The sequence below is a fragment of the Rhizobium sp. SRDI969 genome (genome assembly GCF_025152725.1).
GTDB classification, from domain to species: domain Bacteria; phylum Pseudomonadota; class Alphaproteobacteria; order Rhizobiales; family Rhizobiaceae; genus Rhizobium; species Rhizobium leguminosarum_I.
In genome coordinates, this window is the sequence record NZ_CP104035.1 from 591,656 (window position 1) to 616,758 (window position 25,103).

Consider the following 25,103-nt stretch of genomic DNA (forward strand, 5'->3'; position numbering starts at 1 on the left):
GTCCGGTCCAGTGCAGTGACCCCGCGTTCTGCGGGCCAAAGAGAGAGAGAGAGAACAAGCGGTGTCTAGCGATCCGACTCATCAGTTCCTGATCCAGAAGATTGTGCCGATCGAAATCGGCGGAATTGATTTTTCGTTTACCAATGCATCGCTCTTCATGGCCGCTTCGGCTGCCATCGCCGCAGGTTTCCTTTATTTCGCGACCTCGAACCGCGCCATTGTGCCGGGCCGTTCACAGTCGATCGCGGAAATTTTCTATGAATTCATCGCCAAAATGCTGACGGAAGGCGCGGGCAAGCAGGGACTGCAGTTTTTCCCCCTGGTCTTTTCGCTCTTCATGTTCGTGCTGACGGCGAACCTGCTCGGCATGTTCCCGTATTTCTTCACGGTGACGAGCCAGATCATCGTTACCGCCGCGCTGGCGCTCCTCGTCATCGGCACGGTTCTCGTCTGCGGTTTCTACAAGCACGGCTTCAAGTTTCTGAATGTCTTTGTGCCCTCGGGCGTACCGGGCATTCTGCTGCCACTGGTCGTCACGATCGAAATCATCTCCTTCCTGTCGCGACCGATTTCGCTCTCGGTTCGTCTTTTCGCCAACATGCTCGCCGGTCACATCACGCTGAAGGTGTTCGCAGGCTTCGTCGCCTCGCTTGGAGCCCTCGGTGCTGTCGGTGTCGGTGGCGCCGTTCTTCCCCTCATCATGACCGTCGCCCTGACCGGTCTCGAGTTCCTCGTCGCCTTCCTCCAGGCTTACGTCTTTGCGGTGCTGACTTGCATGTACCTCAATGACGCGATCCATCCGGGCGGGCACTAAGGATAACGACATCGACGTCAAAGGGCGTCAGTCATTCGCCGCAACAACCATTTCAAAGGAGTTCAACATGGAAGCGGAAGCAGCAAAGTACATCGGTGCAGGCCTGGCTTGCTTTGGTATGGCCGGTACGGCTCTCGGCCTCGGCAATATTTTCGGCAGCTACCTCTCCGGCGCTCTGCGCAATCCGTCTGCCGCTGACAGCCAGTTCGGCCGTCTGGTATTCGGCTTCGCAGTTACGGAAGCTCTGGGCATCTTCTCGCTGCTCGTCGCTCTCCTCCTCCTCTTCGCCGTCTGATATCGGCGAATAGATGGATCACGGCCTGCGATCGCAAGCCGTGATCCTTTGCATTTGCAGTCCACCTGGAGGTGAGCATGTTTTTTGTGACCCCGGCTTACGCTGAGGAAGCACCGGCGGCAGCGACGGGTACGGATGCGCATGCCGCTCCGGCCGCAGGCGAGGTCCATACCGAGACTGGTGTTGCCGAAGGCGGACACGCCCGCGGCCCCTTCCCGCCTTTCGATTCGACGACCTACGCGTCCCAGCTGCTCTGGCTGGTGATCACGTTCGGCGTCTTCTATTTGCTCATGCAAAAGGTCATCGCGCCGCGCATCGGGGCGATTCTCGATCAGCGTCACACGCGCCTCTCCCAGGATGTGGAAGAAGCAGGCCGCCTGAAGGCGGAGGCCGACGCTGCCGTTCGGACCTATGAAGGTGAACTGGCCGCTGCCCGTGCCAAGTCCAATGCGATCGGCACTGCCGCACGCGACGCTGCCAAGGCCAAGGCCGAAGAGGATCGCCGCGCCGTCGAGGCAAGCCTGTCGGAAAAGATCAAGGCTGCCGAGCTCCGTATCGGCGAGATCAAGGCCAAGGCCTTCGCCGATGTCGGTACCATTGCCGAGGAAACGGCCGCTGCCGTTATCGATCAGCTGATCGGCGGCACCGTCGCCAAGGCCGATGTCGCCGCCGCCGTTGCGGCCGCCAAGAAGGAGGCTTGATCGATGGAATTTCTTGATGCGACTTTCTTCGCCTTTGTCGGCCTCGTCCTCTTTCTGGCGCTGGTCGTCTACCTGAAGGTTCCGGGCATGATGGCGAAGTCGCTCGACGACCGCGCCGACCAGATCCGCAACGATCTGGCCGAAGCCAAGCGTCTGCGCGAGGAAGCCCAGCACCTGCTCGCCGAATACCAGCGCAAGCGCAAGGAAGCGGAAGCCGAAGCGGCCCACATCGTTGCCGCCGCCGAACGCGAAGCCGAAATGCTGACTGCCGAAGCGAAGAAGAAGACGGAAGAATTCGTCGCCAACCGCACGGCGCTGTCCGAGCAGAAGATCAAGCAGGCCGAGGTCGAGGCGATGAAGGCGGTGCGCTCCGCCGCCGTCGATCTCGCAATCGCGGCCGCCGAAACCGTGCTTTCCAAAAGGGCCGACGTCAAGGTTCAGTCCGAGCTCTTCGGCAACGCCGTCGGCCAGGTCAAGACGCGGCTGAATTAAGCAACTTTGAAAAGATTGAGAGGAAGGCCGGGCATGTCCCGGCCTCTTCTTTTGCTGGCAAGGCTTGGTCTTTACTCGGCTTGGGGCCGAGGACAATGCGGTACCGTTGAACCGGCATCGCCACCTTCGCCTGGGTCGAATCACGTTTCTCGAGCCGTCTTCGAACCGTTGTAAACAGGGCGAAGGGACATGCCGCAACGTCTCGATTCCCTCTTCTCCCCAGCGGGGAGAAGGTGCCCGTAGGGCGGATGAGGGGGCCGCGAATCCGATCTTTCCTACAATGCCGATGCGCGCGCTGGGACACATGGCGTTGCCGTCGCGGCGGATAGGTAAGTGGGAGCGTGATTGTGCCGTGCGGCCCCCTCATCCGCCTGCCGGCACCTTCTCCCCGCTGGGGAGAAGAGGACATGTCGCGACCTCTCCGTTCCTCGCGCCCCTTTCACAGAGCATACCGCGGACTTTTCATTTTCCAGGTCTTCTGTGGGCGATCTATTCGGAAAGCAGTTCATCCGTCTCAGGACCATCTTCGACCTTGCGCAACGGCCTGAAGCTCATCCGGTGCAGCGAGCAGGGGCCGTGTCTCTCGATGCCGGCGCGGTGCTGCGCCGTGCCATAGCCCACATGCGCGGCAAAGCCGTAATCCGGAAATACCTTATGCGCTCGCGCCATCATCCGGTCACGCGTCACCTTGGCGACAATCGAAGCGGCGGCGATCGAGACCGAGCGGGCATCACCCTTGACCACGGCCTGTCCGGGGCAATCGAGGCCGGGCGGCACGTCGAGGCCGTCGGTCAGCACGTAGCTTGCCGGAATGGCGAGGCTGCAGATGGCGCGGCGCATGGCGTCGAGGCTTGCCTTGCGGATATCCGTCTCGTCGATACGCGTCGAACTGGAGGAGGCGATGGAAACGGTCGCAGTTGCCAGAATCTGCACGAACAGTTCCTCGCGCCGTTGCGCCGAAAGCTGCTTGGAATCGTTCAGGCCCTCAGGGATGCGCCGGGGATCAAGGATGACGGCGGCAGCCACGACGGGTCCCGCCAGCGGCCCGCGGCCTGCCTCGTCGGCACCCGCGACCGGCCAGTGGCCGGCCTTGCGGGCTTTGAGCTCCAGTCGAAAATCCGGCACGAGCGGAACCGTGTCGAAAAGCAGGGGAGAATCGGGTGGCGTGCGAGGTTTCATGCGGCTGAACCTCGCACGCCAACCCGATTTCCCGCAAGTCCCCGGATCAGGGCGGCGGCCGGGGACGCTCCGGCGGATGGTGGCGGTCAGGGCCATCCGCGGGAATTGCGCTCGGGGCTCGAAAACAGGGCGGTTTTGTCGAGCTGCCGATGCGCAAGCTAGAAGCAATTCCAGGAAAAGTGTGCAGCGGTTTTCCGTCCGGAATTGCGTAAAGGTTAGAAGCAATTCCAGGAAAAGTGTGCAGCGGTTCTCCGTCCGGAATTGCGTAAAAGGTTAGAGGAAATTCCAGACAAAGCGCGAAGCGGCTTTGTCCGAATTGCGAGAAAAAAAGTTAGAGCAGCGATAGTTGCACGCCGCTGCCATCCGGCGGCACGAACAGATCATCGCGTAGCGGCACGCTGCGTCGCGTCAGCTCGAAACGCCGGGCTGCCATTTCAAAGCGCCGGGCGATCTGCCAAGCATAGGGACCGGCGCCTTTCATGCGCTTGCCGAATTCGGCGTCATAATCCTTGCCGCCGCGCATCGAGCGCACCAGCGACATCACATGCCGATAACGATCGGGATAATGCTGCAGCAGCCAATCGCGAAACAGCGGACTGACCTCGAGCGGCAGTCTGAGGATGACATAGCTCGCCTCGGCAGCACCGGCAGCCTTGGCCGATTCGAGGATGCGCTCCAGCTCGTGGTCGTTCAGCGCCGGGATGAGCGGGGCGGCCATCACAGCCGTCTGGATGCCTGCTTCGGCCAGCGTGTGGATCGTCTCCAGGCGCCGCGGCGGCGTGGCGGCACGCGGCTCCATCGTCCGGGCAAGCTTGCGATCCAGCGTGGTCACCGAGATGCCTACACGCACTAGATTCTTGCTTGCCATCTCCTGCAGAATGTCGAGATCGCGCAGGATCATCGCCGACTTGGTGACAATCGATACTGGATGGTTCGCCTTGTTCAACACCTCGAGGATGCCGCGCATGATGCGCCATTCCTTCTCGATCGGCTGATAGGGATCGGTATTGGTGCCGATCGCGATCACCCGCACCTTGTAGCCGGGCTTGGCGAGTTCCCGCTCCAAGAGTTTTGCCGCATCGGGCTTGGCAAACAGCTTCGTCTCGAAATCGAGCCCCGCAGAAAGCCCCATATAGGCGTGTGTCGGCCGGGCGAAACAATAGATGCAGCCGTGCTCGCAGCCGCGATAAGGATTGATCGAGCGGTCGAAGGAAATGTCCGGCGATTCGTTACGGGTGATCGCCGTGCGCGGTTTTTCGACCTGCACTTCCGTCTTGAACGGCGGCAATTCTTCCCAAGTCTGCCAGCCGTCGTCGACGGTCTCGCGCTGCTGCGCTTCGAATCGACCTGTCGGGTTCAGTCCCGCCCCACGCCCACGACGCCGATCGACCTCGACCCTCAGACCGGAGGAAACGATCATCGCATCGGCAATATCTGCCGTATTGGCAGGCGCGAATGCGGCCTGCCCTGCCAGGGACTGCTCTCTCATCGGATTCTCCCGCGGCGAAAAGCCATCGCCGTCGCCCGTTTTGCTGATTAAATTCCTATCCGCAAAAAGAGAACAATGCAAGAACAAAATGAGGAAAACGGCGCTGGCAAAATTTTGTGCGGCGCATTATAAATAGTCAATGTTGACGGTTGTTCTCGAATGTCAGGATCAGGAATCTGAGCTGGCACAGACTTTATCGGTACTGGTGGCGGGCGCGGTGGAGGGGCTGGTGAGCGATGTGGTCGTGCTCGATCACGGCTCGCGCGACGGCACCTCGCGGGTGGCCGACGCCGCCGGTTGCCGCTTCCATTCGCAATGGGATATCAAGGACATCGTCCGCGCTGCCCGCGGCGAATGGCTGCTTTTCGTCGAGCCGGGTGCAAGACCCCAGGCCGGCTGGATCGATGAGATCGCCGAATATGTGGCGCTGAACAAGCTGCCGGCGCGCTTCACCGCATCGCGCGGCTACCGGCGCCCGTTCTTCCAGCGTGTCGGCCGGACCGTGCCGCCGCTGGAACTCGGCTTTCTCCTGCCGAAGAAGCAGGCGCTCGCCATCGCCAAAAGCGGCATGCGGCTCACCGAATTCGTCAAGGGCCAGAAGCCGCGCCGGCTGGCGAGTGAACTCATTCCCTCCTGGGTCGCCCGCGCTGCGCGGTAGGTTCGCGACCCTCTCCACCGTTCGCGCAAAAGATGGCGCCCAATAGGATTTCGCGCTATAATTCAATCATGGCGCCGTCGAAGCGCCTCGCTTCGCAACGGAATGGCCATGGAATGCCGGTGAACGGCAGAACAGGTCAGCAAAATCTCCTTTTCTGCCGGGTTCCCGGCGAAAGGAGGTGCGTCATGACACGCGGTAGGGTCTACGGCGTACGCAGTATGGTCTTCGGCCTCATAGCCGTCATATTGCCGACAATGGTGATCGCGCATCCGCATTCGGCAGCATCGCAGATGATGCGCAGTTGCGCAGGCCGACCCGAAATCGTCAATTTCCTGGACAAGAACTTCGCCGAAAAGCTCACGGCAGTCGGACTGATCAACCAGAACGCCATTCTCGAGGTCTATGCCGCCGAAAGCGGCACCTGGACACTCATCGTCACGGATGTTCATGGCATAAGCTGCGTCCTGCTGTCGGGTGATAGCTGGGACACGATGCCAGTCCTGCCGGGCATTGCGACATAACGCATGTCGCGCAAAAGTGTGCTGCGGTTTTGCGATAACGACATGCGTAAAAACAAAGACCTGAAGCGCAAGGAGCGAATCTGAAAGATTGTGACGCGCCTTAGGCAATGCCGCTGTTGCAGGCAGTCTATCTGGTCGCGCCGCGTTTCAGGTGCTCGTCAAGACGCGGCATGATCTCGACGAAATTGCACGGCACGCTGCGATAGTCGAGCTGTCCTTTCAGAATGCCGTCCCAGGCATCCCGGCAGGCGCCGGGCGAACCCGGCAGCACGAAGATGAAGGTGGCGTTGGCAACACCTGCCGTGGCGCGCGACTGGATCGTCGCCGTGCCGATCTTCTCGTAGGAGATCCGGTGGAATATGGCGGAAAAGCCGTCCATCCGCTTTTCGAATAAAGGTTCCAGCGCCTCGGGCGTCACATCGCGGCCGGTAAAGCCGGTGCCGCCAGTGGTGATGACGACGTCTATATCTTCGTTCTCAGTCCAGGCCTTCACTCGCGCGGCAATCTTTTCGCGATCATCGGGCACAATTCCCCGGTCGACCAGCCTGTGGCCCGCCTCCGTGATCCGCGCCGCCAGCGTATCGCCTGACTTGTCCGTCTCCGGCGTGCGGGTATCCGAGACAGTCAGAACCGCAATGCCGACCGCGATGAAGGGCCGTTTTTCGTCCAGATCTGCCATCATGCACCTCCCGAAACGGTTTCCGTCGCCTGGAAATACCAGTCAGGGCGCGCGTCGTGAAGAGCTGCCGCAGCATCTTCGGCAGCAGTCATGCTCGCAAATATGCCGAAACAGGTGGCGCCGGAACCGGACATGCGGGTCAAAAGCGCGCCCTTCGCTTGCAGCATCGCCGAGATTGCCGTGATCTCGGGCAGGAGTTCGCGCGCCGGCGGCTCCAGGTCGTTGCGGGCAGCAGCAATTGCCGCGAGCCAGTCGGCAGTCTGAAGCCGGCTCGGTGCCAGGCGCAGAGCCGGATTGTTTTTCTCCGCCAGCCGGCGGAAAACCTCGGGCGTCGAAACGCCCTTCAGCGGATTGGCGAGCACCATGGCAAAGGCCGGCAGCTCTGGCACAGGTTCGAGCTCTTCGCCGATGCCGCGGGCAATCAGCGGCCGGCTCGCAAGGCACATCGGCACGTCGGCGCCGAGCTTCAGGGCGAGAGCTGCGAGCGCCTCCTCGGGCAATGTCGCGCCCCAGAGCCGCATCAGCCCGCGCAGCGTCGCGGCCGCATCGGCCGAGCCGCCGCCGATACCGGAGGCAACAGGCAGGTTCTTTTCCAAATGGATGCGGACGGGGAAGGCGAGGGGACCGATCGCCTCTCGCAGGAGGTCGCGCGCCTTCAGCACCAGGTTGGTGCCGCCATCGCCGGCAAGTACCTCGCCGAAACGGCCAGACAGAAAAAATTCGTCGGCCGGCGACCGCGTGAAGCCCAGCCGGTCGCCATGATCTGCGAAGGTCACCAGCATATCGAGCAGATGATAGCCATCCGGTCGCTGGCCCGTCACATGCAGGGCCAGGTTGATCTTCGCGCGACCTTCTTCGGTGATGCTGGAGCATGATGCCGAAAAGTGTGAGAGATTTTCGGACGACATCATGCTCTATTTCTTTGACCTGTTTCCGGCCAAGCCCTTATCAGGCATGCCTTCCGCCCGTCAGGATTTCTTGTCGACCGGCGGCGGGATGACGGGCGCCGGATCCGGCTGCTTCTTGTCGGCCGCCTTGGCATCGTCGCTGGCGGGAGGCAGGCCGTTGGCGACCTTGTCCTTGATCTTCGGGATCTCGGCAGCTTCGGGCTCGGAGCTGAGCGCCCGGTTCCATTGGTAGACGGCCTCGAGCTTGCGGCCGACGCGCCAGTAGGCGTCGCCGAGATGGTCGTTGATCGTCGCATCGCCGGCCTTGATCTGGGCGGCGCGCTCCAGCTCGTCGACGGCATCATCGAAGCGGTTGAGGCGGAAATAGGCCCAGCCGAGCGAATCGATGATGTAGCCGTCGTCAGGGCGAAGGTCGACGGCCTTCTTGATCATGCCGAGACCTTCGTCGAGGTTCCGGTTCATGTCGATCCAGGAATAGCCGAGATAGTTCAGCACCTGCGGCTGGTCGGGATTGAGCTCCAGCGCCTTGCGGAAGTTGGGCTCCGCCTGGTCCCACTTCTTCAGCCGCTCATAGGCAATGCCGCGCTGGAAGAAGACGCTCCAGTTGGCGCGGCCGGGAATGGGGCCGATCGCTTCGACGGCCTTGTCGTAATTGGTGGCCATCGCCTCGTAGTCCTTGGCGTCGGAGAGCACGCTGCCATAGGCGAGGTAACTGCGGATGTCCTTCGGGTCGGAGGCGATCAGCGCCTGCAGGTGCTTGCGCGCCTCGTCCACCTTGCCGCCCTGGGCAAGGGCAAGACCGAGCTGCAACTCGGAGATGCGCCGCATCGGCGAATTCTCCGGCACCTTCTTGTAGAGCGCGATGGCGCGGTCCATCTGATTCTGTTTCTCGGCGATGCCGCCGAGCAGCACCAGCGTATCGGCGCTGTTCGGATCGAGCGCATTGGCCGTCTGCAGGTACAGCGAGACGATGTCCTCGGCGCCGTCGCGGTTCAGCGCCCCGCCGACGGAGAAGAGCACGCCGGCAGCCCCTTCTTCGGCCGTCTTGACCTGCTGTTCCTGCTTCTCGTTCTTTTCAATGCTGTCGCGTAGCGCGTTCAGCGGCGCATAGTTCGGCAACAGGTTGTCGCCGACGGAAACGGCGTCGAGCGCCTTCTGCTTGTTGCCTTGTGTTGCTTCGAGGCGAGCAAGCGCCATCACCGCGCGCATGAAGGTATCCGGCGCCGTTGCGCCGCCTTCCTTGTCGAGCACGGCATCGTTCAGATGCTGACGGGCGGCTTTCACGTCGCCGGTGACGATGGCGATCGCCCCGGCATTGTAATTCTGGAAGATGCGGAACCAGTCCGGTCCCTTCATCTTCTCGACCACCGTGAGTGCTTCCTTGCCGCGGCCGGCGCCGACGCGGGCCCAGGCGAGCAGCAGGTCGTTCATCATCCGGTCGAGATCGTTCGGCCCCGTATATTTCAGGATGGACTCGGCGGTCTTGTAGTCGTCGCGGCGCACGGCATCCATGCCGCGCACGATCGTGGTGATGCGCTCGACGGAAGGATCGCCTTTCAGGTCGTTGGCATATTTGACGCCTTCCTTGATGTCGCCATTGAGCAGCAGCGAGATCATCAGCCGCTGGCGGATCTCGGGATTGCCAGGCTCGATCTGCAGCGCCTTCTTGTAGAGCTCGATCGCCGTTTCGTAGTCATGATCGACATCGGCGGTGCGCGCCGCGAGGAAGGCGCCGGAGAAGGTGGTGACGCTGTCCGCATCAAAATGAGCGGCCGTACCGGCATCGTCTGCCTTGGCCGCATCCTCGGCGTTCACGCCGCCGACACTGCCCAGCGAAAGGACAGCTGCAAGCGCTGCGCTCGTAAGAAGACGGATGGCAAGTCTCTGCCGCATTAGGAAACCTTTCTTCGACAGCGTCCCGACAAATGCTGCCGGTCGCAAAACCAGTTGCGATCACTGATTCACAACAGGATGGCTTTTTTGAAGCGGCGCTGCAAGAAAATCAGCCTGCGATCAAGGACGTTTGATCAATTGACGCGCTCGATGCAGAAGTCGATCACTTCCATCAGGGCGGATTTCCAGACCGTATCGGGAAGGGGCGCAAGCGCGTCCCGTGCGATCGTTCCGTAATGGATCGCGCGGCCGATCGTGTCGCTGAGCGTGCCATATTTGGTGATCAGCCCCAGCGCTTTTTCGAGATTGGCGTCGGTGCTGTTGCCGGCTTCGATCGCATCGCGCCAGAAGGCGCGCTCGTCCTCGGTGCCGCGGCGATAGGCCAGAATGACGGGCAGGGTGATCTTGCCTTCGCGGAAATCGTCGCCGACATTCTTGCCGAGATCGGCCGCCTTGCCGCCGTAATCAAGCGCATCGTCGACGAGCTGGAAGGCCAGCCCAAGATTCATGCCGTAGGATTTCAACGCATTGCGGCCGGACCGGCCGATCTCGGCGACGATCGGCCCGACTTCGGCGGCAGCGGCAAAGAGGGCCGCCGTCTTGGCGCGAATGACGGAGAGATAATCGTCCTCGGTCGTCTCCATGTTCTTGGCGACGGAAAGCTGCAGCACTTCGCCTTCGGCGATCACGCAGGCCGCGGAAGACAAGACGTCGAGCGCATCGAGCGAGCCGACATCGACCATCATGCGGAAGGCCTGGCCGAGCAGGAAGTCGCCGACCAGCACGCTTGCCTGGTTGCCCCAGATCATCCTCGCCGTCGATTTGCCGCGGCGAAGATCGCTCTCGTCAACGACGTCGTCATGCAGCAGCGTCGCCGTGTGCATGAACTCGACTGAGGTGGCGAGCTTGACGTGGTTTTCGCCCCTGTAGTCGAACAGCGAGGCGGAAGCCAGCGTCAGCATCGGCCGCAGCCGCTTGCCGCCCGATGAGATAAGATGGTTCGCCACTTCGGGGATCATCTGCACGTCGGAGCCGGCCTTGGACAGAATGAGCTGGTTCACTCGCTCCATGTCCGCCCTGGTGAGATCGACCAATGGCTTGATGGATGCCAGTTTGTTTTTGCTTTCTTCAAGCGGTATGACCACGCCCAACGACCCGGACTCCTGTTCATTCTTTGCATCTGACAATAGAAAGGGGCGATGGACGCGGCAAGGGGTGAATTGTCGCGCTGAGCGAAATTGGAAGGAAAACGACGGCAAATGCATGAACTTATCCGCGCCAACGACCCCGTTCTTCTCTCCTATGCCGAGAGTTTGATGAAGGATGCCGGAATTCACTGCTTCATCGCCGATCAGGGCATGAGCGTGCTGGAGGGCTCGCTCGGCATGCTGTCGCGCCGCCTGCTGGTGGATGAGGAGATGGCCGATCAGGCGCGCCGCATCCTCATCGATGCCGGTCTCGGTGGCGAGTTGCGCGAGCGGAAGTGAGCTCCGATGACCGGGGAAACCACTGACACCATCGATGCCTTTCATCGCGGCGCCTTCCACGTGATGCAGCCGAAGGGCAGGGGCCATCGCTCCGGCATGGATGCGATGCTGCTTGCAGCTCTGGTCGCCGACGATCGCCCGGTCAGGGTTGCCGATCTCGGCGCCGGCGCCGGTGCCGCCGGTCTTGCCGTCGCCTCACGGCTTGCCAATTCGCAAGTGGTGCTCTTCGAGCGCTCGGCCGAGATGGCCGATTATGCCCGCCGCAGCATCCTCTTGCCCGACAATGCCCATGTCGCGGGCCGCGTCAGCGTCGTCGAGGCCGATGTGACGCTGACCTCCAAGGCGCGCAACGATGCGGGGCTCACCGATGAGAGCTTCCACCACGTCATCATGAACCCGCCCTTCAACGACGCCGGTGATCGGCGCACGCCGGATGCGCTGAAGGCCGAAGCCCATGCGATGACCGAGGGCCTGTTCGAAAGCTGGATCCGCACGGCCGGCGCCATCATGATCCCAGGCGGGCAATTGTCGCTGATCGCCAGGCCTCAGTCGATCGCCGAGATCGTTGCCGCCTGCGGCCGGCGCTTCGGCGGCATCGAGATCACCGCTATCCACCCGCGTCCGGGTGAAAACGCCGTGCGTATCCTGGTGACTGGTATCAAGGGATCGCGGGCGCGGCTGTCGCTGCGTGCGGGCCTCATCATGCACGAAGAGGGGAGCCACAAGTTCTCCCCTCTCGTCGATGATTTCAACAATGGCCGGGCGGCCTACGCCAGGCTTTAGACTGGCGCCACACTTTTCCTGGAATTGCTTCAGCCGGTGACGAAGTCGAAGAGCAGCTTGACGTTCAGTCCTGCAATGACGACCGCGATCAGATAGGCGATGCCGCTCAGCCAGCGGGGCGCCACCAGTTCGCCCATCTTGGCCTTGTTGCCGGTAAACATGACAAGCGGGAAGACGGCGAAGGAAAGCTGCAGGCTGAGCACCACCTGGGTGAGGATCAAAAGCTCGGCCGTGCCCTGGTCGCCATACCAGATGGTGACGATCGCCGCCGGCACGATGGCGATGGCGCGGGTGATCAGCCGGCGTATCCATGGCTTCAGCCGGATCTTGAGAAAGCCTTCCATGACGATCTGGCCGGCAAGCGTTGCCGTCACCGTCGAATTGAGACCGCAGCAGAGAAGCGCGATGCCGAACAGCGTCGGCGCGATGGCGAGGCCAAGCAGCGGCGACAGCAGCGAATAGGCATCGCCGAGTTCGACGACGTCGGTCTTGCCGTGCGCATTGAAGGCGGCGGCCGCCAGGATCAGGATCGAGGCGTTGATCAGCAGCGCGAAACACAGCGCCACCGTCGAGTCGATCGTCGCAAAGGTCAGCGCTTCCCTCTTTTCGGGAACCGTATGGCCGTAGGCCCGCGTCTGTACGATGCCGGAGTGGAGGTAGAGATTGTGCGGCATGACGGTCGCGCCGAGAATGCCGAGTGCCAGATAGAGCATCTCGGGATTGGTGACGATCTCCGTGGTCGGGAAGAAGCCGGTGAGAACGGCGCCCCATTGCGGGTCGGCCAGCAGGATCTGCACACCGAAGCAGACCGCGATGACGCCGAGCAGCGCGATGATGAAGGCTTCCACCCAGCGGAAGCCGAGCTTCTGCAGGAAGAGGATAACGAAGACGTCGAGTGCGGTGATCAGCACGCCGAGTTCAAGCGGGATGCCCATCAAGAGGTTGAGGCCGATCGCCGTGCCGATCACCTCGGCAATGTCGGTGGCGATGATGGCGATTTCCGCAAAAGCCCAGAGCGGCAGCGAGACATATTTCGGAAAGGCGTCGCGGCAGGCCTGGGCGAGGTCACGGCCCGACGCGATCGCCAGACGCGCGCAGAGCGATTGCAGCACGATGGCCATCAGGTTGGAAAGCAGCGCGACAGTGAGCAGCGCATAGCCGAATTTCGAGCCGCCGGCGAGGGATGTCGCCCAATTACCGGGGTCCATGTAGCCGACGGCGACCATGTAGCCCGGCCCGGCGAAGGCTGCCGCCCTTCGCCACATCGAGCTGTGACGCCCGGTTCCGACGGTGCGGTAGACATCGGACAGCGACGCCTCGCCGCGTTCGTGCCGCCAACCGCTCTTTGCATTCGGATTAAGGACGTCCATGCGATTTCCACCTGTTCTATCGTCAGCGCACTATGACGAATTAGAATGATAATGCAAGTCATTCGCAACAACAAATTCAAACCCGCTATTTTCGGGAACGCGGGGATTGCGTTTGCCGTTCCAACGCATACATGGATGCCGATCGCAAACTGCGATCGTGCGACCCGAAGCGAAGGATGGGAAATGGCCGGATTCTTGAGAAAACTGCTGCCGAAACGGTTCCGCAAGGACGGCATCACCATCCCGGTCGTCCGGCTGCAGGGGGCGATCATCAGCGGCGGCGGCCAGTTCCGGCCGACCCTCAATCTCGCCAATGTCTCTCCGGTTCTGGAAAAGGCCTTCGCTATGAAGGACGCGCCGGCGATTGCCATCTCCATCAATTCGCCGGGCGGTTCGCCCGTCCAGTCGCGCCTGATCTTCACCCGCATTCGCGAGCTTGCCCGCGAGAAGCAGAAGAAGGTTCTGGTCTTCGTCGAGGATGTCGCCGCCTCCGGCGGCTACATGATCGCGCTGGCCGGCGACGAGATCATTGCCGATGCCACCTCCATCGTCGGCTCGATCGGCGTCGTCTCCGGCGGTTTCGGTTTTCCCGAACTCTTGAAGAAGATCGGCGTCGAGCGCCGCGTCTATACCGCCGGCGAAAACAAGGTGATCCTCGATCCGTTCCAGCCGGAAAAGGAAAAGGATATCGAGTACCTGAAGAGCCTGCAGCTCGAAATTCATCAAGTCTTCATCTCCATGGTGCGCGAGCGTCGCGCCGGCAAGCTGACAGACGATGCGACGGTCTTTTCCGGCCTGTTCTGGAGCGGCACGCGCGGCCTGGAGCTCGGCCTCATCGATGGCCTCGGCGACATGCGCCAGGAACTGAAAAGGCGCTACGGCCAGAAGACCAAGCTGGAGCTCGTCACCGCCGGCCGCGGCCTGTTCGGCCGCCGAATTCCCGGCGTGTCCCCGGTGTCGCTCGAGGGCGCTGCATCCGGTCTCGCAACAGGGCTTGTCGAAGCGGCGGAAGAGAGAGCATTGTGGAGCCGTTTCGGGCTTTGAAGGGAGCAAGAGAGGGGCATGCCGCAGTTAATTACCATTCTGATCCTGGTCTTCTCAGCCTGGTGGCTCTACCGCCGCTTCGTCTCTGACGCCCGCAAGCTCGCCGAAAAGTCGCGCCGCGCCGAAAAGGAGCGCCAGACCGGCGCGATCGGCACGCTGGTCAAGGACCCGGAGACCGGAGAATACCGGCTGAAGCGCGAGGGAGAATAAAATTAAGAGCACAAATTGAAGGGTCTCGCCACTGCTCTGCCCCATCCAGCATCCTAGACCCCTCCCCAACCCCTCCCCACAAGGGGGAGGGACTAACCCGGAGTACCCGCCTCGCTCCTCCTTAAACGTCGAAGATCTGGAAAGCGGGCGCAGCAAGTTAACCCCTCCCCCTTGTGGGGAGGGGTTGGGGAGGGGTTTTAGATCTCTCCGCCGCCGCAAAAGTCTTGACCCCTGCCGCCCTCCATGGCACCTGTCGCGCCGATAAATCCCACGCAATCGGTGCCGTTGATGTCAGCTATCCCAGACCATATGAACCCGAAGCGCTCCTTTCAGGCGCTGATCCTGACCCTGCATCATTACTGGGCGGATAAGGGTTGCGCGGTACTGCAGCCCTACGACATGGAAGTCGGCGCCGGCACCTTCCATCCGGCCACCACGCTGCGCGCCCTCGGCCCCAAGCCCTGGAAGGCCGCTTACGTTCAGCCATCCCGCCGCCCTTCCGACGGTCGCTATGGCGAGAATCCGAACCGGCTGCAGCATTATTACCAATACCAGGTCATCCTGAAGCCGAACCCGCCAAATCTGCAGGAGCTTTATCTCGGCTCGCTGGCGGCGATCGGTCTCGATCCGCTGCTGCATGATATCCGTTTCGTCGAGGACGACTGGGAAAGCCCGACGCTCGGCGCCTGGGGCCTCGGCTGGGAGTGCTGGTGCGATGGCATGGAAGTCTCGCAGTTCACCTATTTCCAGCAGGTCTGCGGCATCGAATGCTCACCCGTCGCGGGCGAACTGACCTATGGTCTCGAACGCCTCGCCATGTATGTCCAGGGCGTCGACAATGTCTATGACCTGAATTTCAACGGCCGCGACGGCGACGAGAAGATCAGCTATGGCGATGTCTTCCTGCAGGCCGAGCAGGAATATTCGCGCCATAATTTCGAATTCGCCAATACCGAGATGCTGCATCGCCACTTCGTCGATGCCGAGAAGGAATGCCGGGCGCTGCTCGATGCCGGCGCACCCGGCGACAACGCCAACCAGCGCCTGCACAAATGCGTCTTCCCGGCCTATGACCAGTGCATCAAGGCCAGCCACGTCTTCAACCTGCTCGATGCCCGCGGCGTCATCTCGGTCACCGAGCGGCAGAGCTATATCCTGCGCGTGCGTACGCTCGCCAAGGCCTGCGGCGAAGCCTTCCTGCTGACCGATGCCGGCGGCGTCAACCTGGCCAAAGAGGCGGCGTGACGCAACAGCCAGCCAGCCGCATCATCCATATCAACGGCTGGCCGGGCACTGGAAAGCTGACTGTCGGCCGCCTGCTGGCGAAGAGGCTCGGCGCGCGGCTCGTTGATAATCACATGCTGCTCAATCCGGCTGAGGCCCTGTTCTCGCGCAGCGATCCGCTGCACGCATCGTTGCGTGGGCAGATCCGCCAGGCGGTTTTCGATCATGCCGTGCGCGCAGACCCGGCTGAAAGCTTCGTCTTCACCGATGCCTTATCGGACGATGCACAAGACACTGCGACGTTTTCCTGGTATCGCGATCTGGCTGCCGCAAGAGGCGCCGATCTGGTGGCAATCCTGCTCGATTGCGCCCCGGAAGAGAACGCCAGGCGCCTTGTTTCTCCCGGCCGGTCCGAGGCGCTCAAGCTGACGGATATTGCGGTACTGCAACGGCTGCGGGCAAACCATAGGCTGCTGCGCGGGCTGGCTGAACGCACCGTCGAAATCGACACGACAGGCCTTTTGCCGGAGCAGACGACGGCCCGAATCCTAGGATATATCGGCGTTTGACGGCAGCCGGCAAAACCGCTTAGTGTCCGCCCGGACATTACTTCGCTGCGGGGGATTCGCGATGTATATTGCACTTGGCGTCATCGTTCTGGTCGCGCTCTATCTCGTCTTCATCTACAACGGCCTGGTTCGCGCGCGGCAGATGGCGGAAGAAGCCTGGTCGGGCATCGATGTCCAGCTCAAGCGCCGCGCCGACCTGATCCCGAACCTGATCGAGACGGTCAAGGGCTATGCCGCCCATGAAAAGTCGACGCTCGAAGAGGTGGTTGAGCTCCGCAACAAGGCGCAAGCCGTGCCATCAGGCGATGTCGCCGGCAGGGCGCAGGCGGAAGGCCTGCTCGGCCAGGCGCTCGGTCGTGTTATGGCGCTCGCCGAAGCCTATCCGGATCTCAAGGCCAACCAGAACTTTGCCGAGCTCCAGGCTTCGCTGGAAACCATGGAGGGCGAGCTGCAAATGGCGCGGCGTTACTACAACGGCGCCGCCCGCGATCTCAACGTCAAGGTCGAAAGCTTCCCGTCCAATCTCGTCGCCGGCCAGTTCGGATTCTCCAAGCGGGAATATTTCGAAATCACCAACGAGGCCGACCGCGCCGTCCCCGCCGTGAAATTCTGACGATCCGGCATTTTGCCTTTGCCGGAAAGCGATTAAGAGCAAGGGCAGATTGCGGCCGGCTTGAGCATGTCGCGCAAAACCAAAGACCTGAAGGGTGGGTCAAGCGAATCTGAAAGATCGCGACGCGCTTCAGGGTCGCCCCATGGACGGAAGAATAGCATGACACGCACAGCCAAACTCACGATCATTCCGCCGGGCCGGCCGCTTTCAGGCCGCGCCATGCCGCCGGGCTCCAAGTCAATCACCAATCGCGCGCTGCTGCTTGCCGGCCTGGCGAAGGGCACGAGCCGGCTGACCGGGGCGCTGAAGAGCGACGATACGCGCTATATGGCCGAAGCGCTGCGGGCCATGGGTGTTTCGATCGACGAGCCAGACGATACCACCTTTGTCGTCACCGGCAGCGGCAGGCTGCTGCCGCCGAAGGCGCCGCTCTTCCTCGGCAATGCCGGCACGGCGACACGCTTCCTGACGGCGGCTGCGGCTTTGGTCGACGGCACCGTCATCGTCGATGGCGACGAGCATATGCGCAAGCGGCCGATCGGTCCGCTGGTCGAGGCGATGCGCACGCTCGGCATCGACGTGACCGCCGAGACCGGCTGCCCGCCGGTCACCGTCAAGGGCACCGGCCGCTTCCAGGCCGACCGCATCCGCATCGATGGCGGCCTGTCCAGCCAGTATGTTTCGGCACTGCTGATGATGGCGGCCGGCGGCGACCGGCCGGTCGATATCGAACTCGTCGGCGAGGATATCGGCGCACTCGGCTATATCGACCTGACCACGGCGGCGATGAAGGCTTTCGGCGCCAAGGTCGAGAAGACCAGCCCCGTCACATGGCGGGTCGAGCCGACCGGCTACCGCGCCGCCGATTTCATCGTCGAGCCGGATGCCTCGGCTGCGACCTATCTCTGGGCGGCCGAGGTTCTCACCGGCGGCGCGATCGATCTCGGTGTTCCCTCCGATACCTTCTCGCAGCCCGATGCGCGCGCCTATGACATCATCGCCAAATTCCCGCATCTGCCGGCAGAGATCGACGGCTCGCAGATGCAGGATGCCGTTCCGACCCTTGCCGTGCTTGCCGCATTCAACGAGACGCCGGTTCGCTTCGTCGGCATCGCCAATCTGCGCGTCAAGGAATGCGACCGCATCCGGGCGCTCTCGACCGGCCTCAACCGCATTGTTTCAGGCCTTGCCCGCGAAGAGGGCGACGATCTGATCGTGCAGTCCGATCCCGCACTTGCAGGAAAGCGTCTACCGGCGGAGATCGACAGTTTCGCCGATCACCGCATTGCCATGAGCTTCGCGCTGGCTGGGCTCAAGATCGACGGCATTACCATTCTCGATCCCGATTGCGTCGGCAAAACCTTCCCCGCCTATTGGCGGACGCTCGCGGCACTCGGCGTGAAATACCAGGACAACGATTGACGGAACGCGCAGCCGAGGCTGCCGGCGAGGAGACAGGGATGGGGCGTCGGGTTTTCGGATTTTGCTTTGCGCTGCTGTTGATGCTCGCCGCTTCGGCGGTGTTTGCCGCCGAGGTGATCGACAGTTTCGCCTCCGATATCGCGCTCGAAAAGAGCGGGGCGATGACGGTGACGGAAACGATCACCGTTCATGCAGAGAACAACCAGATCAACCACGGCATCTTCCGTGACTTCCCGCTCTATTTCACCGATGCCACAGGCCGTCGCCGCAGCGTCGATTTCGATATGGTCTCGGTCCAGCGTGATGGCGATAACGAGCCTTGGCACACCGAGTCGATATCAGGCGGTATCCGCATCTATGCCGGTTCTGCCGATGTAACGGTGACGCCGGGCCGTCATCAATATGTCTTCACCTACAAGACCAACCGCCAGATCCGCTATTTCGACGATCACGACGAACTCTACTGGAACGTCACCGGCAATGGCTGGATCTTCCCGATCCGCTCGGCAACGGCGACGGTGCACTTGCCGCCCGGTGTCGGCGCCACTGATACGATCTTCTTCACCGGCCCGGAGGGCGCGACCGGCAAGAATGCCCGCGTCAGCGAAACCGGCGCCGGCCTGGTCTTTTCGACGACCGAGCCGCTTGAGGCCCGTGAAGGCCTGACATTCTCGATCAAGATGGCGAAGGGCGCCATCGATGCGCCGAGCGCCGATATGGAAAGCAGCTGGTGGTTGAAGGACAACCGCAATTATTTCATCGGCTTCGGCGGTCTCATCCTCGTCTTCGCATACTATACGCGCTCCTGGCTGAAGGTCGGCCGCGATCCCGCCCGCGGCGTCGTCGTGCCGCGCTGGGATGCGCCAGACGGCATCTCGCCGGCACTGGTCAACTACATCGACAATAAGGGTTTCTCTGGCGGGGGCTGGACGGCGCTTTCCGCCACCGCGCTCAATCTCGCCGTCCGCGGTTACGTCAAGCTCGAGGACCTGAAGAATTCGATCGTCATCAGCGGCACCGGCAAGCCGCTCGGCAAGGAGAAATTCCAGGCCGGCGAGATCGAATTGCTGAAGGTTGCCGGCGGCGCCGGCTCGACGCTGACGATCGACAAGGCCAATGGCGAGCGGGTGAAGTCCGTCGGCCAGGCCTTTCGCTCGGCGATCGAGAAGGAACACCGCGGCAAATATTACAATTCCAACCTCGGTTATACCGCAGGCGGCATCGTGCTCAGTGCCACCGCCCTGGTGATACTGTTCGTCTTCGGTTCGCTGGAGCCCGACACGATCGCGCTCATGCTGATTCCAATCGCCATCTCGGTCTTCGTTGCGGTGTTTGCCGCCGGCCTCGTCAGATCGGTGCATCGCGGCAAGTCGCTGTTCGGCAAGATCATCGCGATCATCTCCACGGCGATCGGCGTTTTCGTCGGCGTCAGCATCCTGGCGATCATGGTGATGGTGCTCACCTCGTCGCTGATGGAGCTGCATGAAACGCCGATGCTCTTTGCCATCGGCGGCATCGTGCTTTTGAACATCCTGTATTTCTTCATCATGGGCGCCCCGACCCCGCTCGGCGCCAAGATGATGGACGGCATAGATGGCCTGCGCCAGTATCTGACGCTTGCCGAGAAGGACCGGATGAACACGGCTGGCGCGCCCTCTATGTCGCCTCAGCATTTCGAGACGCTACTGCCCTATGCGGTGGCGCTCGGCGTCGAAAAACCCTGGTCGCGCACTTTCGAGACCTGGCTTGCGGCAGCTGCCGCCGGCGCGGCTGCCGCCTATGCACCCGCCTGGTATTCCGGCAATTTCAACAGCGGCAGTTTCTCCGATCGCATCGGCGGCTTTTCCTCGTCGATGGCCTCGACCATCGCTTCGACGATTCCTTCGCCGCCGCCGTCTAGTTCATCCTCCGGTTTTTCCGGCGGCGGCTCGTCCGGCGGGGGCGGCGGAGGCGGCGGAGGCGGGGGTTGGTGAGCTTTCCCGCTTGACCTTTCGGTCCTTCGCCCTTAACCGCCAGACGAAACAGGAAAGGGTCGCGCATGAAGGTTCTGTTGATCGGATCGGGCGGACGCGAGCATGCGCTCGCCTGGAAGCTGGCGCAATCGCCGTTGATGACGGAATTCTATGCTGCACCCGGCAATCCCGGCATTGCCGAACACGCCGTGCTGGTGCCCGTTGACATCGAAGATCACCAAGCGGTCGCGGCCTTCTGCAAGGACAAGGCGATCGATTTCGTCGTCGTCGGCCCGGAGGCGCCGCTGGTTGCCGGCCTCGCCGACCGGCTGCGCGCCGATGGCCTGGCGGTCTTTGGTCCCTCCGCCGCCGCAGCCCAGCTCGAGGGTTCCAAAGGCTTCACCAAGGATATTTGCGCCCGCTACGATATTCCGACAGGCGCCTACCAGCGCTTCAACAATGGACCGAAGGCCAAAGCCTATATCCGCGCCGAGGGTGTGCCGATCGTCGTCAAGGCCGATGGCCTTGCCGCCGGCAAGGGCGTGACGGTTGCGATGACGCTGGACGAGGCGCTGACAGCTGTCGATGACTGCTTCGAAGGCGCCTTTGGCGCTGCCGGCGCCGAAGTCGTCGTCGAAGCCTATCTCGATGGCGAGGAGGCGAGCTTCTTCTGCCTCTGCGATGGCAAACATGCGCTGCCGCTCGCAACCGCCCAGGATCACAAGCGGGTGGGCGAGGGCGATACCGGCGTCAATACCGGCGGCATGGGCGCCTATTCGCCGGCGCCTGTGATGACCGCCGAAATGGTCGAGCGGACGATGAAGGAGATCATCGAGCCGACGATGCGCGGCATGGCCGAGAGCGGCCATCCCTTCTCCGGTGTGTTTTTCGCCGGTCTGATGATCACTAAGAAGGGGCCGGAACTGATCGAATACAATGTCCGCTTCGGCGATCCCGAATGCCAGGTGATGATGATGCGGTTGAAAAGCGACCTTCTGCCGCTGCTGCTCGCCACCGCCAACGGCACGCTCGATCAGGTCAACGCCGAATGGAACGACGATCCGGCGCTGACGGTGGTCATGGCGTCCAAGGGTTATCCCGGCGCCTACGAGAAGAATACGCCGATTCTCTTCCTGCCTGATGCAGGCGAGGGCGAGAAGGTGTTTCATGCCGGCACGGGTCTGAAAGACGGTGTGCTGGTTGCGACCGGCGGCCGCGTGCTGAACGTCACCGCGTCAGGTGGCACGGTCGCCGAGGCCAAGGACCGCGCCTATGCGCTGCTCGACAGGGTAAGATGGGAAAACGGCTTTTGCCGGCGCGACATCGGCTGGCGGGCGATCGAGCGCGAAACCGGCGCGGAATGAGTATAAACCGGCCCGTTCTTTAAATTTTTACCCTTTCCCCTGACGGGATAGAAACAAAGCTGCGCTAATTTGCTCCCAAGATGAGACGGAGTAGCGTTGATGCGTCAGATTTTCCTCGGTGCGGCAATCCTGCTGATGGCAGGTTCTGCGATGGCGTCCTCGATCGAGGTGGTCGGCAAGACTGCGCCGCGTGCTGAAGGCAGCATCGTCACCGAAACCTGCGCCCATTGCCCGCCGCTCCAGACCGAGCTGACCAAGAGGGACTATACGGTGCCGGAGCTGAAGCCCGGCGTCCTCGAGGCGAGTGAAATCCGCGATGTCGGCGGTGAAAAGAAGATTTACCGCACCGAAGGCTGGATGGGTGGCTCGCCCGTCGTTTTCGTCAGCAAGGCGACGCCGGAATCCATGATTGCGGCCGCGCCGTCGGCGCCGGCGGTCGACGGCATCGACATGAATGCAACCACCGCGGCCGTCATTGGCGGCGACGCCAGGCCCGTTGCGGCCGGCATGGCGGAACAACCGGCAGCGCTAAACGCTTCCGAATTCAAGCTGCGTTTCTAGGAGCAACTTCCGGCAAAAGTGTTGAGCGGTTTTGCGTCCGGAATTGCCTAAACAACAAATTCCCTGCCCCCGCCTGATCAAGGTTTCGATCGTTTGGGGGTCCACCACAGGTGGGCCGAATGCACCCTCGATGAGCAGCGGGGGTGCATTCATGTTTTGATGCACCGGGCACGCTGAGAATTCAAAAGAGAAATGATATTTGGCCGGCGGATGAAAATCCGGCGGTCGGCCTTGTAACTTTACCCCCTGATTTTCAGGGAAGTTCACATCGCGAACAATAAAATTAAAGCTTTTTTATAGGGTGAGCATCAATTGATACTTTACCCGGTCGCAGCATGTTTATTTTAGCAGCGGTAGACGCGTCCTCTTTTTCGGCGCGCTCGCACAGGCGGTAGAAGACCGCACCGGAATGCAGCCATCCATTCCCGTTGCGAGGCGTCATGAAAAATTTGAAGATATCGAAGCAGCTCATATTGCTGGTCGTCGGCCTGATGATCGCCTTTGCGATCGCCACCTCCCTGCAGATCCGCTCCTCCGTCAACGCGATCTACAACGAACGCTACGACATGCTGCGGGCGGAGGTGCAGTCTGCGGTCTCTGTTCTCAAAATCTACCAGGCCAAAGTGACTGCCGGCGAAATGACGCTGGAAGACGCCCAGAAGCAGGCCTACGCCACGGTCAATGCGATGAAATACGACCCCGATGGCTATTTCTTCGGCTATAGCTACGACATCCAGATGATGTTCCATTACGATGCGGCGAAAGTCGGTCAGGTCAACAAGGGCCAGCCGGACAGCAAAGGCAAGCTCTATCGCGAAGAGCTGGTCAAGCTCGGGCAGCAGGGCGGCGGTCTCGTCGAATATTATTCCACAGCCAAACCGGGCCACCCCGCTGGCGATTTTCGTAAGACGGCCTATGCACAGGCCTTCGATCCCTGGAAGGTCGTCGTCGTCACCGGCGTCTATATGGACGATCTCGATGCTCAGATAAACAGCACGATCCTGACCGCGCTCTCCGGCAGCATCGTTCTGTTCTTCCTTGCCATGACAGCCGCATACTTTGTCATCCGCGGTATATCGGGACCTCTCAACAACGTCCATGCCGCCCTGAAGGCCGTCGCCGAAGAGGATGTTTCGATAGCCATCCCGCATACCGGGATGAACAACGAAGTCGGCATGATGGCGAAGGCGACGTTGTCGCTGCAGGAAAAGATCAGGGAACGCCATCAGATGTCCGATCGCGAGGCGGCTCAGCAGCTGGCTCTGGAAAGCGAGCGCGAGAACAATCTGCGCCAGCAGCAGGATGAGACGACGCTCCAGGCGCGGGTGGTGGCAACGATTGGCCAGGCACTGGCGATGATTGCCCGTGGCGATCTCACCGTCCGCTGCGCCGATCTCGGCCAGAAGTATGCCGCCCTCCGCGATAACTTCAACGATGCGCTGTCGCATCTCGAAGCCGCCATGGCCAAGGTCAGTGCCAAGGGCACCGACATCGGCACCAGCAAGGAAGAGATCCGCCGCGCCTCCAACGAGCTATCGCAGCGCACCGAGCGCCAGGCGGCCAGCCTGGAAGAGACTTCGGCCGCCCTCGATGAACTCACCGTCGCCGTCCGCCAGACGGCCGATGGCGCGCACGAAGCCAGCAAGCGCGTCCACTCGGTCAGCACCGAGGCCACCCATAGCGATGCGATCGTCACCCAGGCGATCGAGGCGATGAGCGGCATCGAGAAGTCGTCCTCGGAGATCACCAAGATCATCGGCGTCATCGACGAGATCGCCTTCCAGACCAACCTTCTGGCGCTGAATGCCGGCGTCGAGGCAGCGCGTGCCGGCGAATCCGGCAAGGGTTTTGCGGTCGTCGCCCAGGAAGTGCGCGAACTTGCCCAGCGTTCCGCCGCGGCCGCCAAGGAGATAAAGGACCAGATCGCCCGCTCCTCCAGCCAGGTCGACCATGGCGTCCGTCTGGTCGGCGAGGCAGGCGAAGCGCTGAAACGGATCTCCGACCAGATCAAGGCCGCCAACGAGATCGTCGCCAAGATTGCCCACAGCGCCTCCGAACAGGACACGACGCTGCGCTCGATCTCCTCGTCGATGAACCAGCTCGACGCCGCCACGCAGCAGAATGCCGCCATGGCCGAAGAGACCACGGCATCGGCCGAGACGCTGGCCACCGATACCGACGAGCTGATCGACCTCATCCGTGGCTTCCGCGTCAGTGGCGAAAGCGCTGCCCCGGCAATGCATCAAGGTCGCCGCGCCGCTTAAACGGCGCGGGGACAAAAGCGTTTTCATCACCAAATTCTTAGCGGCCGTCGGTTCTCCGGCGGCCGTGCCTTTTGAGGCTTATTGCGCGATACGTTCGATCAGCCGCTCGATCTCATGATCGGAAAACACTTCGACACCGGCCGCTTTCAGCGCCGCCGCCGTCACGCCGTTGCCGGCCTGCTTGCGGCCGGAAAACGTGCCGTCATAGATGAAACCGGATCCGCAGGACGGGCTGCCGTCGATGAGCAGCGCATAGTGGCAGCCGGTCTGCCTTGCGAGCGCCACGGCATTTTCCGCCGCCAGCAGGAACTCTTCCGTTACGTCGGCGCCCGTCAGCTCGACAACCCGCGCCGTGCCGGCCAGCACATCCTCGCCCGTTGCCGCCTCTGCGATCTCCGCCGGCGGCCGCGGCACCGTCATGCCCGCCGACATCTCCGGACAGATCGTCACGAGCCGGCCCTCGGCCCGCCATGTCTCGATCGCCGGATGAAGCAACGGCTTCGCCCGTCCGTCATACCGAACGGCCTGGCCCATGAGACAGGCGCTGACGAGAATCTTGCTCTGCATGTCTGTATGAATAACGCTACGGCGGCGGCAATGCCAGACCGCCG

26 protein-coding genes are annotated in these 25,103 nt (G+C 62.0%); 18 read left to right on the top strand and 8 right to left on the bottom strand.

The window, feature by feature from the left end; translation table 11 throughout:
- Positions 1–61 precede the first annotated feature (61 nt).
- From N2A41_RS02820 to N2A41_RS02835, 4 genes are all read left to right on the top strand, one after another.
- On the top strand, positions 62–814 hold the full coding sequence (locus N2A41_RS02820) for a F0F1 ATP synthase subunit A (protein WP_260110213.1): 753 nt from the start codon (positions 62–64) through the stop codon (positions 812–814).
- Between the two features lie 67 nt (positions 815–881).
- Positions 882–1,109 carry a F0F1 ATP synthase subunit C gene (locus N2A41_RS02825; protein ID WP_003545854.1) on the top strand — a complete coding sequence of 76 codons (228 nt, stop codon included), beginning with the start codon at positions 882–884 and terminating at the stop codon, positions 1,107–1,109.
- Positions 1,110–1,186: 77 nt separating this feature from the next.
- Positions 1,187–1,810 (top strand): F0F1 ATP synthase subunit B, encoded by a 624-nt coding sequence (locus tag N2A41_RS02830; RefSeq protein WP_260110214.1) that lies wholly within the window; start codon positions 1,187–1,189, stop codon positions 1,808–1,810.
- Positions 1,811–1,813: 3 nt separating this feature from the next.
- Entirely contained in the window at positions 1,814–2,302 is a 489-nt protein-coding gene (locus N2A41_RS02835) for a F0F1 ATP synthase subunit B (RefSeq protein WP_222385774.1), read from the top strand.
- 489 nt (positions 2,303–2,791) lie between these two features.
- On the opposite strand, the gene N2A41_RS02840 is transcribed toward N2A41_RS02835, so the two are convergent.
- Positions 2,792–3,481, bottom strand: coding sequence for a ribonuclease HII (locus N2A41_RS02840; RefSeq protein WP_162118375.1), 690 nt, complete (start codon positions 3,479–3,481; stop codon positions 2,792–2,794).
- Between the two features lie 331 nt (positions 3,482–3,812).
- Entirely contained in the window at positions 3,813–4,970 is a 1,158-nt protein-coding gene (locus N2A41_RS02845) for a PA0069 family radical SAM protein (RefSeq protein WP_170276672.1), read from the bottom strand.
- Positions 4,971–5,109: 139 nt separating this feature from the next.
- On the opposite strand from N2A41_RS02845, the gene N2A41_RS02850 reads away from it, so the two are divergent.
- Both N2A41_RS02850 and N2A41_RS02855 read left to right on the top strand, forming a co-directional pair.
- Positions 5,110–5,628: a glycosyltransferase family 2 protein gene (locus N2A41_RS02850; RefSeq protein ID WP_017963026.1), complete on the top strand. Its 519-nt coding sequence runs from the start codon at positions 5,110–5,112 to the stop codon at positions 5,626–5,628.
- Positions 5,629–5,813: 185 nt separating this feature from the next.
- A complete protein-coding gene (locus tag N2A41_RS02855; protein WP_260110215.1) occupies positions 5,814–6,149 on the top strand; it encodes a hypothetical protein in 336 nt (111 codons plus the stop codon).
- A gap of 127 nt (positions 6,150–6,276) precedes the next feature.
- Here the strand turns inward: N2A41_RS02855 and moaB are convergent, their stop codons facing one another.
- The 4 genes from moaB to N2A41_RS02875 form a co-directional block, all read right to left on the bottom strand.
- Entirely contained in the window at positions 6,277–6,828 is a 552-nt protein-coding gene (moaB, locus tag N2A41_RS02860; RefSeq protein WP_017963028.1) for a molybdenum cofactor biosynthesis protein B, read from the bottom strand.
- Entirely contained in the window at positions 6,828–7,739 is a 912-nt protein-coding gene (locus N2A41_RS02865) for a 4-(cytidine 5'-diphospho)-2-C-methyl-D-erythritol kinase (protein WP_260110216.1), read from the bottom strand. The genes moaB and N2A41_RS02865 overlap by 1 nt, the downstream gene beginning before the upstream one ends.
- 57 nt (positions 7,740–7,796) lie before the next feature.
- Positions 7,797–9,629 (bottom strand): tetratricopeptide repeat protein, encoded by a 1,833-nt coding sequence (locus tag N2A41_RS02870; protein WP_260110217.1) that lies wholly within the window; start codon positions 9,627–9,629, stop codon positions 7,797–7,799.
- A 134-nt stretch (positions 9,630–9,763) separates the two neighbouring features.
- Positions 9,764–10,780 (bottom strand): polyprenyl synthetase family protein, encoded by a 1,017-nt coding sequence (locus N2A41_RS02875; protein WP_017963032.1) that lies wholly within the window; start codon positions 10,778–10,780, stop codon positions 9,764–9,766.
- Positions 10,781–10,888: 108 nt separating this feature from the next.
- Here N2A41_RS02875 and N2A41_RS02880 point away from each other — a divergent pair, with 108 nt between their 5' ends.
- Together N2A41_RS02880 and N2A41_RS02885 are read left to right on the top strand one after the other, a co-directional pair.
- Positions 10,889–11,116 carry a putative signal transducing protein gene (locus tag N2A41_RS02880; RefSeq protein ID WP_024321294.1) on the top strand — a complete coding sequence of 76 codons (228 nt, stop codon included), beginning with the start codon at positions 10,889–10,891 and terminating at the stop codon, positions 11,114–11,116.
- A 6-nt stretch (positions 11,117–11,122) separates the two neighbouring features.
- The gene (locus tag N2A41_RS02885) at positions 11,123–11,899 is read left to right on the top strand and encodes a tRNA1(Val) (adenine(37)-N6)-methyltransferase (RefSeq protein WP_260110218.1); all 777 of its coding nucleotides are present in this window, start codon (positions 11,123–11,125) and stop codon (positions 11,897–11,899) included.
- A 29-nt stretch (positions 11,900–11,928) separates the two neighbouring features.
- Here N2A41_RS02885 and N2A41_RS02890 read toward each other — a convergent pair whose 3' ends face one another.
- Positions 11,929–13,269 carry an Nramp family divalent metal transporter gene (locus N2A41_RS02890; protein ID WP_260110219.1) on the bottom strand — a complete coding sequence of 447 codons (1,341 nt, stop codon included), beginning with the start codon at positions 13,267–13,269 and terminating at the stop codon, positions 11,929–11,931.
- Between the two features lie 183 nt (positions 13,270–13,452).
- Between N2A41_RS02890 and N2A41_RS02895 the strand changes: the two genes are divergently transcribed.
- From N2A41_RS02895 to N2A41_RS02940, 10 genes are all read left to right on the top strand, one after another.
- Positions 13,453–14,313: a S49 family peptidase gene (locus tag N2A41_RS02895; protein WP_162118367.1), complete on the top strand. Its 861-nt coding sequence runs from the start codon at positions 13,453–13,455 to the stop codon at positions 14,311–14,313.
- An 18-nt stretch (positions 14,314–14,331) separates the two neighbouring features.
- Positions 14,332–14,523 (top strand): membrane protein, encoded by a 192-nt coding sequence (locus N2A41_RS02900; RefSeq protein ID WP_017963036.1) that lies wholly within the window; start codon positions 14,332–14,334, stop codon positions 14,521–14,523.
- A gap of 288 nt (positions 14,524–14,811) precedes the next feature.
- On the top strand, positions 14,812–15,768 hold the full coding sequence (locus N2A41_RS02905) for a glycine--tRNA ligase subunit alpha (protein ID WP_170276666.1): 957 nt from the start codon (positions 14,812–14,814) through the stop codon (positions 15,766–15,768).
- Positions 15,765–16,316 (top strand): AAA family ATPase, encoded by a 552-nt coding sequence (locus tag N2A41_RS02910; protein ID WP_260110220.1) that lies wholly within the window; start codon positions 15,765–15,767, stop codon positions 16,314–16,316. The genes N2A41_RS02905 and N2A41_RS02910 overlap by 4 nt, the downstream gene beginning before the upstream one ends.
- Before the next feature lie 61 nt (positions 16,317–16,377).
- The gene (locus N2A41_RS02915) at positions 16,378–16,929 is read left to right on the top strand and encodes a LemA family protein (RefSeq protein WP_260110221.1); all 552 of its coding nucleotides are present in this window, start codon (positions 16,378–16,380) and stop codon (positions 16,927–16,929) included.
- A 159-nt stretch (positions 16,930–17,088) separates the two neighbouring features.
- Positions 17,089–18,351, top strand: coding sequence for a 3-phosphoshikimate 1-carboxyvinyltransferase (locus N2A41_RS02920; protein ID WP_260110222.1), 1,263 nt, complete (start codon positions 17,089–17,091; stop codon positions 18,349–18,351).
- 38 nt (positions 18,352–18,389) lie between these two features.
- Positions 18,390–20,324, top strand: a complete 1,935-nt coding sequence (locus tag N2A41_RS02925) for a DUF2207 domain-containing protein (protein ID WP_260111100.1) — start codon at positions 18,390–18,392, stop codon at positions 20,322–20,324.
- A 65-nt stretch (positions 20,325–20,389) separates the two neighbouring features.
- Positions 20,390–21,667, top strand: coding sequence for a phosphoribosylamine--glycine ligase (gene purD / locus N2A41_RS02930; RefSeq protein ID WP_260110223.1), 1,278 nt, complete (start codon positions 20,390–20,392; stop codon positions 21,665–21,667).
- A gap of 99 nt (positions 21,668–21,766) precedes the next feature.
- Complete coding sequence (locus tag N2A41_RS02935; protein WP_260110224.1) at positions 21,767–22,228, top strand: plant virulence effector HPE1-like domain-containing protein; 462 nt, start codon at positions 21,767–21,769, stop codon at positions 22,226–22,228.
- A 440-nt stretch (positions 22,229–22,668) separates the two neighbouring features.
- Positions 22,669–24,492, top strand: a complete 1,824-nt coding sequence (locus tag N2A41_RS02940) for a methyl-accepting chemotaxis protein (RefSeq protein ID WP_222385788.1) — start codon at positions 22,669–22,671, stop codon at positions 24,490–24,492.
- Positions 24,493–24,570: 78 nt separating this feature from the next.
- On the opposite strand, the gene N2A41_RS02945 is transcribed toward N2A41_RS02940, so the two are convergent.
- Positions 24,571–25,059 carry a DUF523 domain-containing protein gene (locus N2A41_RS02945; protein ID WP_260110225.1) on the bottom strand — a complete coding sequence of 163 codons (489 nt, stop codon included), beginning with the start codon at positions 25,057–25,059 and terminating at the stop codon, positions 24,571–24,573.
- Positions 25,060–25,103: the final 44 nt, after the last annotated feature.

Bases quoted from the DNA above. Each gene is read 5' to 3' on its own strand.
- N2A41_RS02825 (WP_003545854.1), top strand. From the start codon at position 882: ATGGAAGCGGAAGCAGCAAAGTACATCGGTGCAGGCCTGGCTTGCTTT.
- N2A41_RS02830 (WP_260110214.1), top strand. From the start codon at position 1,187: ATGTTTTTTGTGACCCCGGCTTACGCTGAGGAAGCACCGGCGGCAGCG.
- N2A41_RS02835 (WP_222385774.1), top strand. From the start codon at position 1,814: ATGGAATTTCTTGATGCGACTTTCTTCGCCTTTGTCGGCCTCGTCCTC.
- N2A41_RS02840 (WP_162118375.1), bottom strand. From the start codon at position 3,481: ATGAAACCTCGCACGCCACCCGATTCTCCCCTGCTTTTCGACACGGTT.
- N2A41_RS02845 (WP_170276672.1), bottom strand. From the start codon at position 4,970: ATGAGAGAGCAGTCCCTGGCAGGGCAGGCCGCATTCGCGCCTGCCAAT.
- N2A41_RS02850 (WP_017963026.1), top strand. From the start codon at position 5,110: ATGTTGACGGTTGTTCTCGAATGTCAGGATCAGGAATCTGAGCTGGCA.
- N2A41_RS02855 (WP_260110215.1), top strand. From the start codon at position 5,814: ATGACACGCGGTAGGGTCTACGGCGTACGCAGTATGGTCTTCGGCCTC.
- moaB (WP_017963028.1), bottom strand. From the start codon at position 6,828: ATGGCAGATCTGGACGAAAAACGGCCCTTCATCGCGGTCGGCATTGCG.
- N2A41_RS02865 (WP_260110216.1), bottom strand. From the start codon at position 7,739: ATGATGTCGTCCGAAAATCTCTCACACTTTTCGGCATCATGCTCCAGC.
- N2A41_RS02870 (WP_260110217.1), bottom strand. From the start codon at position 9,629: ATGCGGCAGAGACTTGCCATCCGTCTTCTTACGAGCGCAGCGCTTGCA.
- N2A41_RS02880 (WP_024321294.1), top strand. From the start codon at position 10,889: ATGCATGAACTTATCCGCGCCAACGACCCCGTTCTTCTCTCCTATGCC.
- N2A41_RS02885 (WP_260110218.1), top strand. From the start codon at position 11,123: ATGACCGGGGAAACCACTGACACCATCGATGCCTTTCATCGCGGCGCC.
- N2A41_RS02890 (WP_260110219.1), bottom strand. From the start codon at position 13,269: ATGGACGTCCTTAATCCGAATGCAAAGAGCGGTTGGCGGCACGAACGC.
- N2A41_RS02895 (WP_162118367.1), top strand. From the start codon at position 13,453: ATGGCCGGATTCTTGAGAAAACTGCTGCCGAAACGGTTCCGCAAGGAC.
- N2A41_RS02900 (WP_017963036.1), top strand. From the start codon at position 14,332: ATGCCGCAGTTAATTACCATTCTGATCCTGGTCTTCTCAGCCTGGTGG.
- N2A41_RS02905 (WP_170276666.1), top strand. From the start codon at position 14,812: ATGTCAGCTATCCCAGACCATATGAACCCGAAGCGCTCCTTTCAGGCG.
- N2A41_RS02915 (WP_260110221.1), top strand. From the start codon at position 16,378: ATGTATATTGCACTTGGCGTCATCGTTCTGGTCGCGCTCTATCTCGTC.
- N2A41_RS02920 (WP_260110222.1), top strand. From the start codon at position 17,089: ATGACACGCACAGCCAAACTCACGATCATTCCGCCGGGCCGGCCGCTT.
- N2A41_RS02925 (WP_260111100.1), top strand. From the start codon at position 18,390: ATGGGGCGTCGGGTTTTCGGATTTTGCTTTGCGCTGCTGTTGATGCTC.
- purD (WP_260110223.1), top strand. From the start codon at position 20,390: ATGAAGGTTCTGTTGATCGGATCGGGCGGACGCGAGCATGCGCTCGCC.
- N2A41_RS02935 (WP_260110224.1), top strand. From the start codon at position 21,767: ATGCGTCAGATTTTCCTCGGTGCGGCAATCCTGCTGATGGCAGGTTCT.
- N2A41_RS02940 (WP_222385788.1), top strand. From the start codon at position 22,669: ATGAAAAATTTGAAGATATCGAAGCAGCTCATATTGCTGGTCGTCGGC.
- N2A41_RS02945 (WP_260110225.1), bottom strand. From the start codon at position 25,059: ATGCAGAGCAAGATTCTCGTCAGCGCCTGTCTCATGGGCCAGGCCGTT.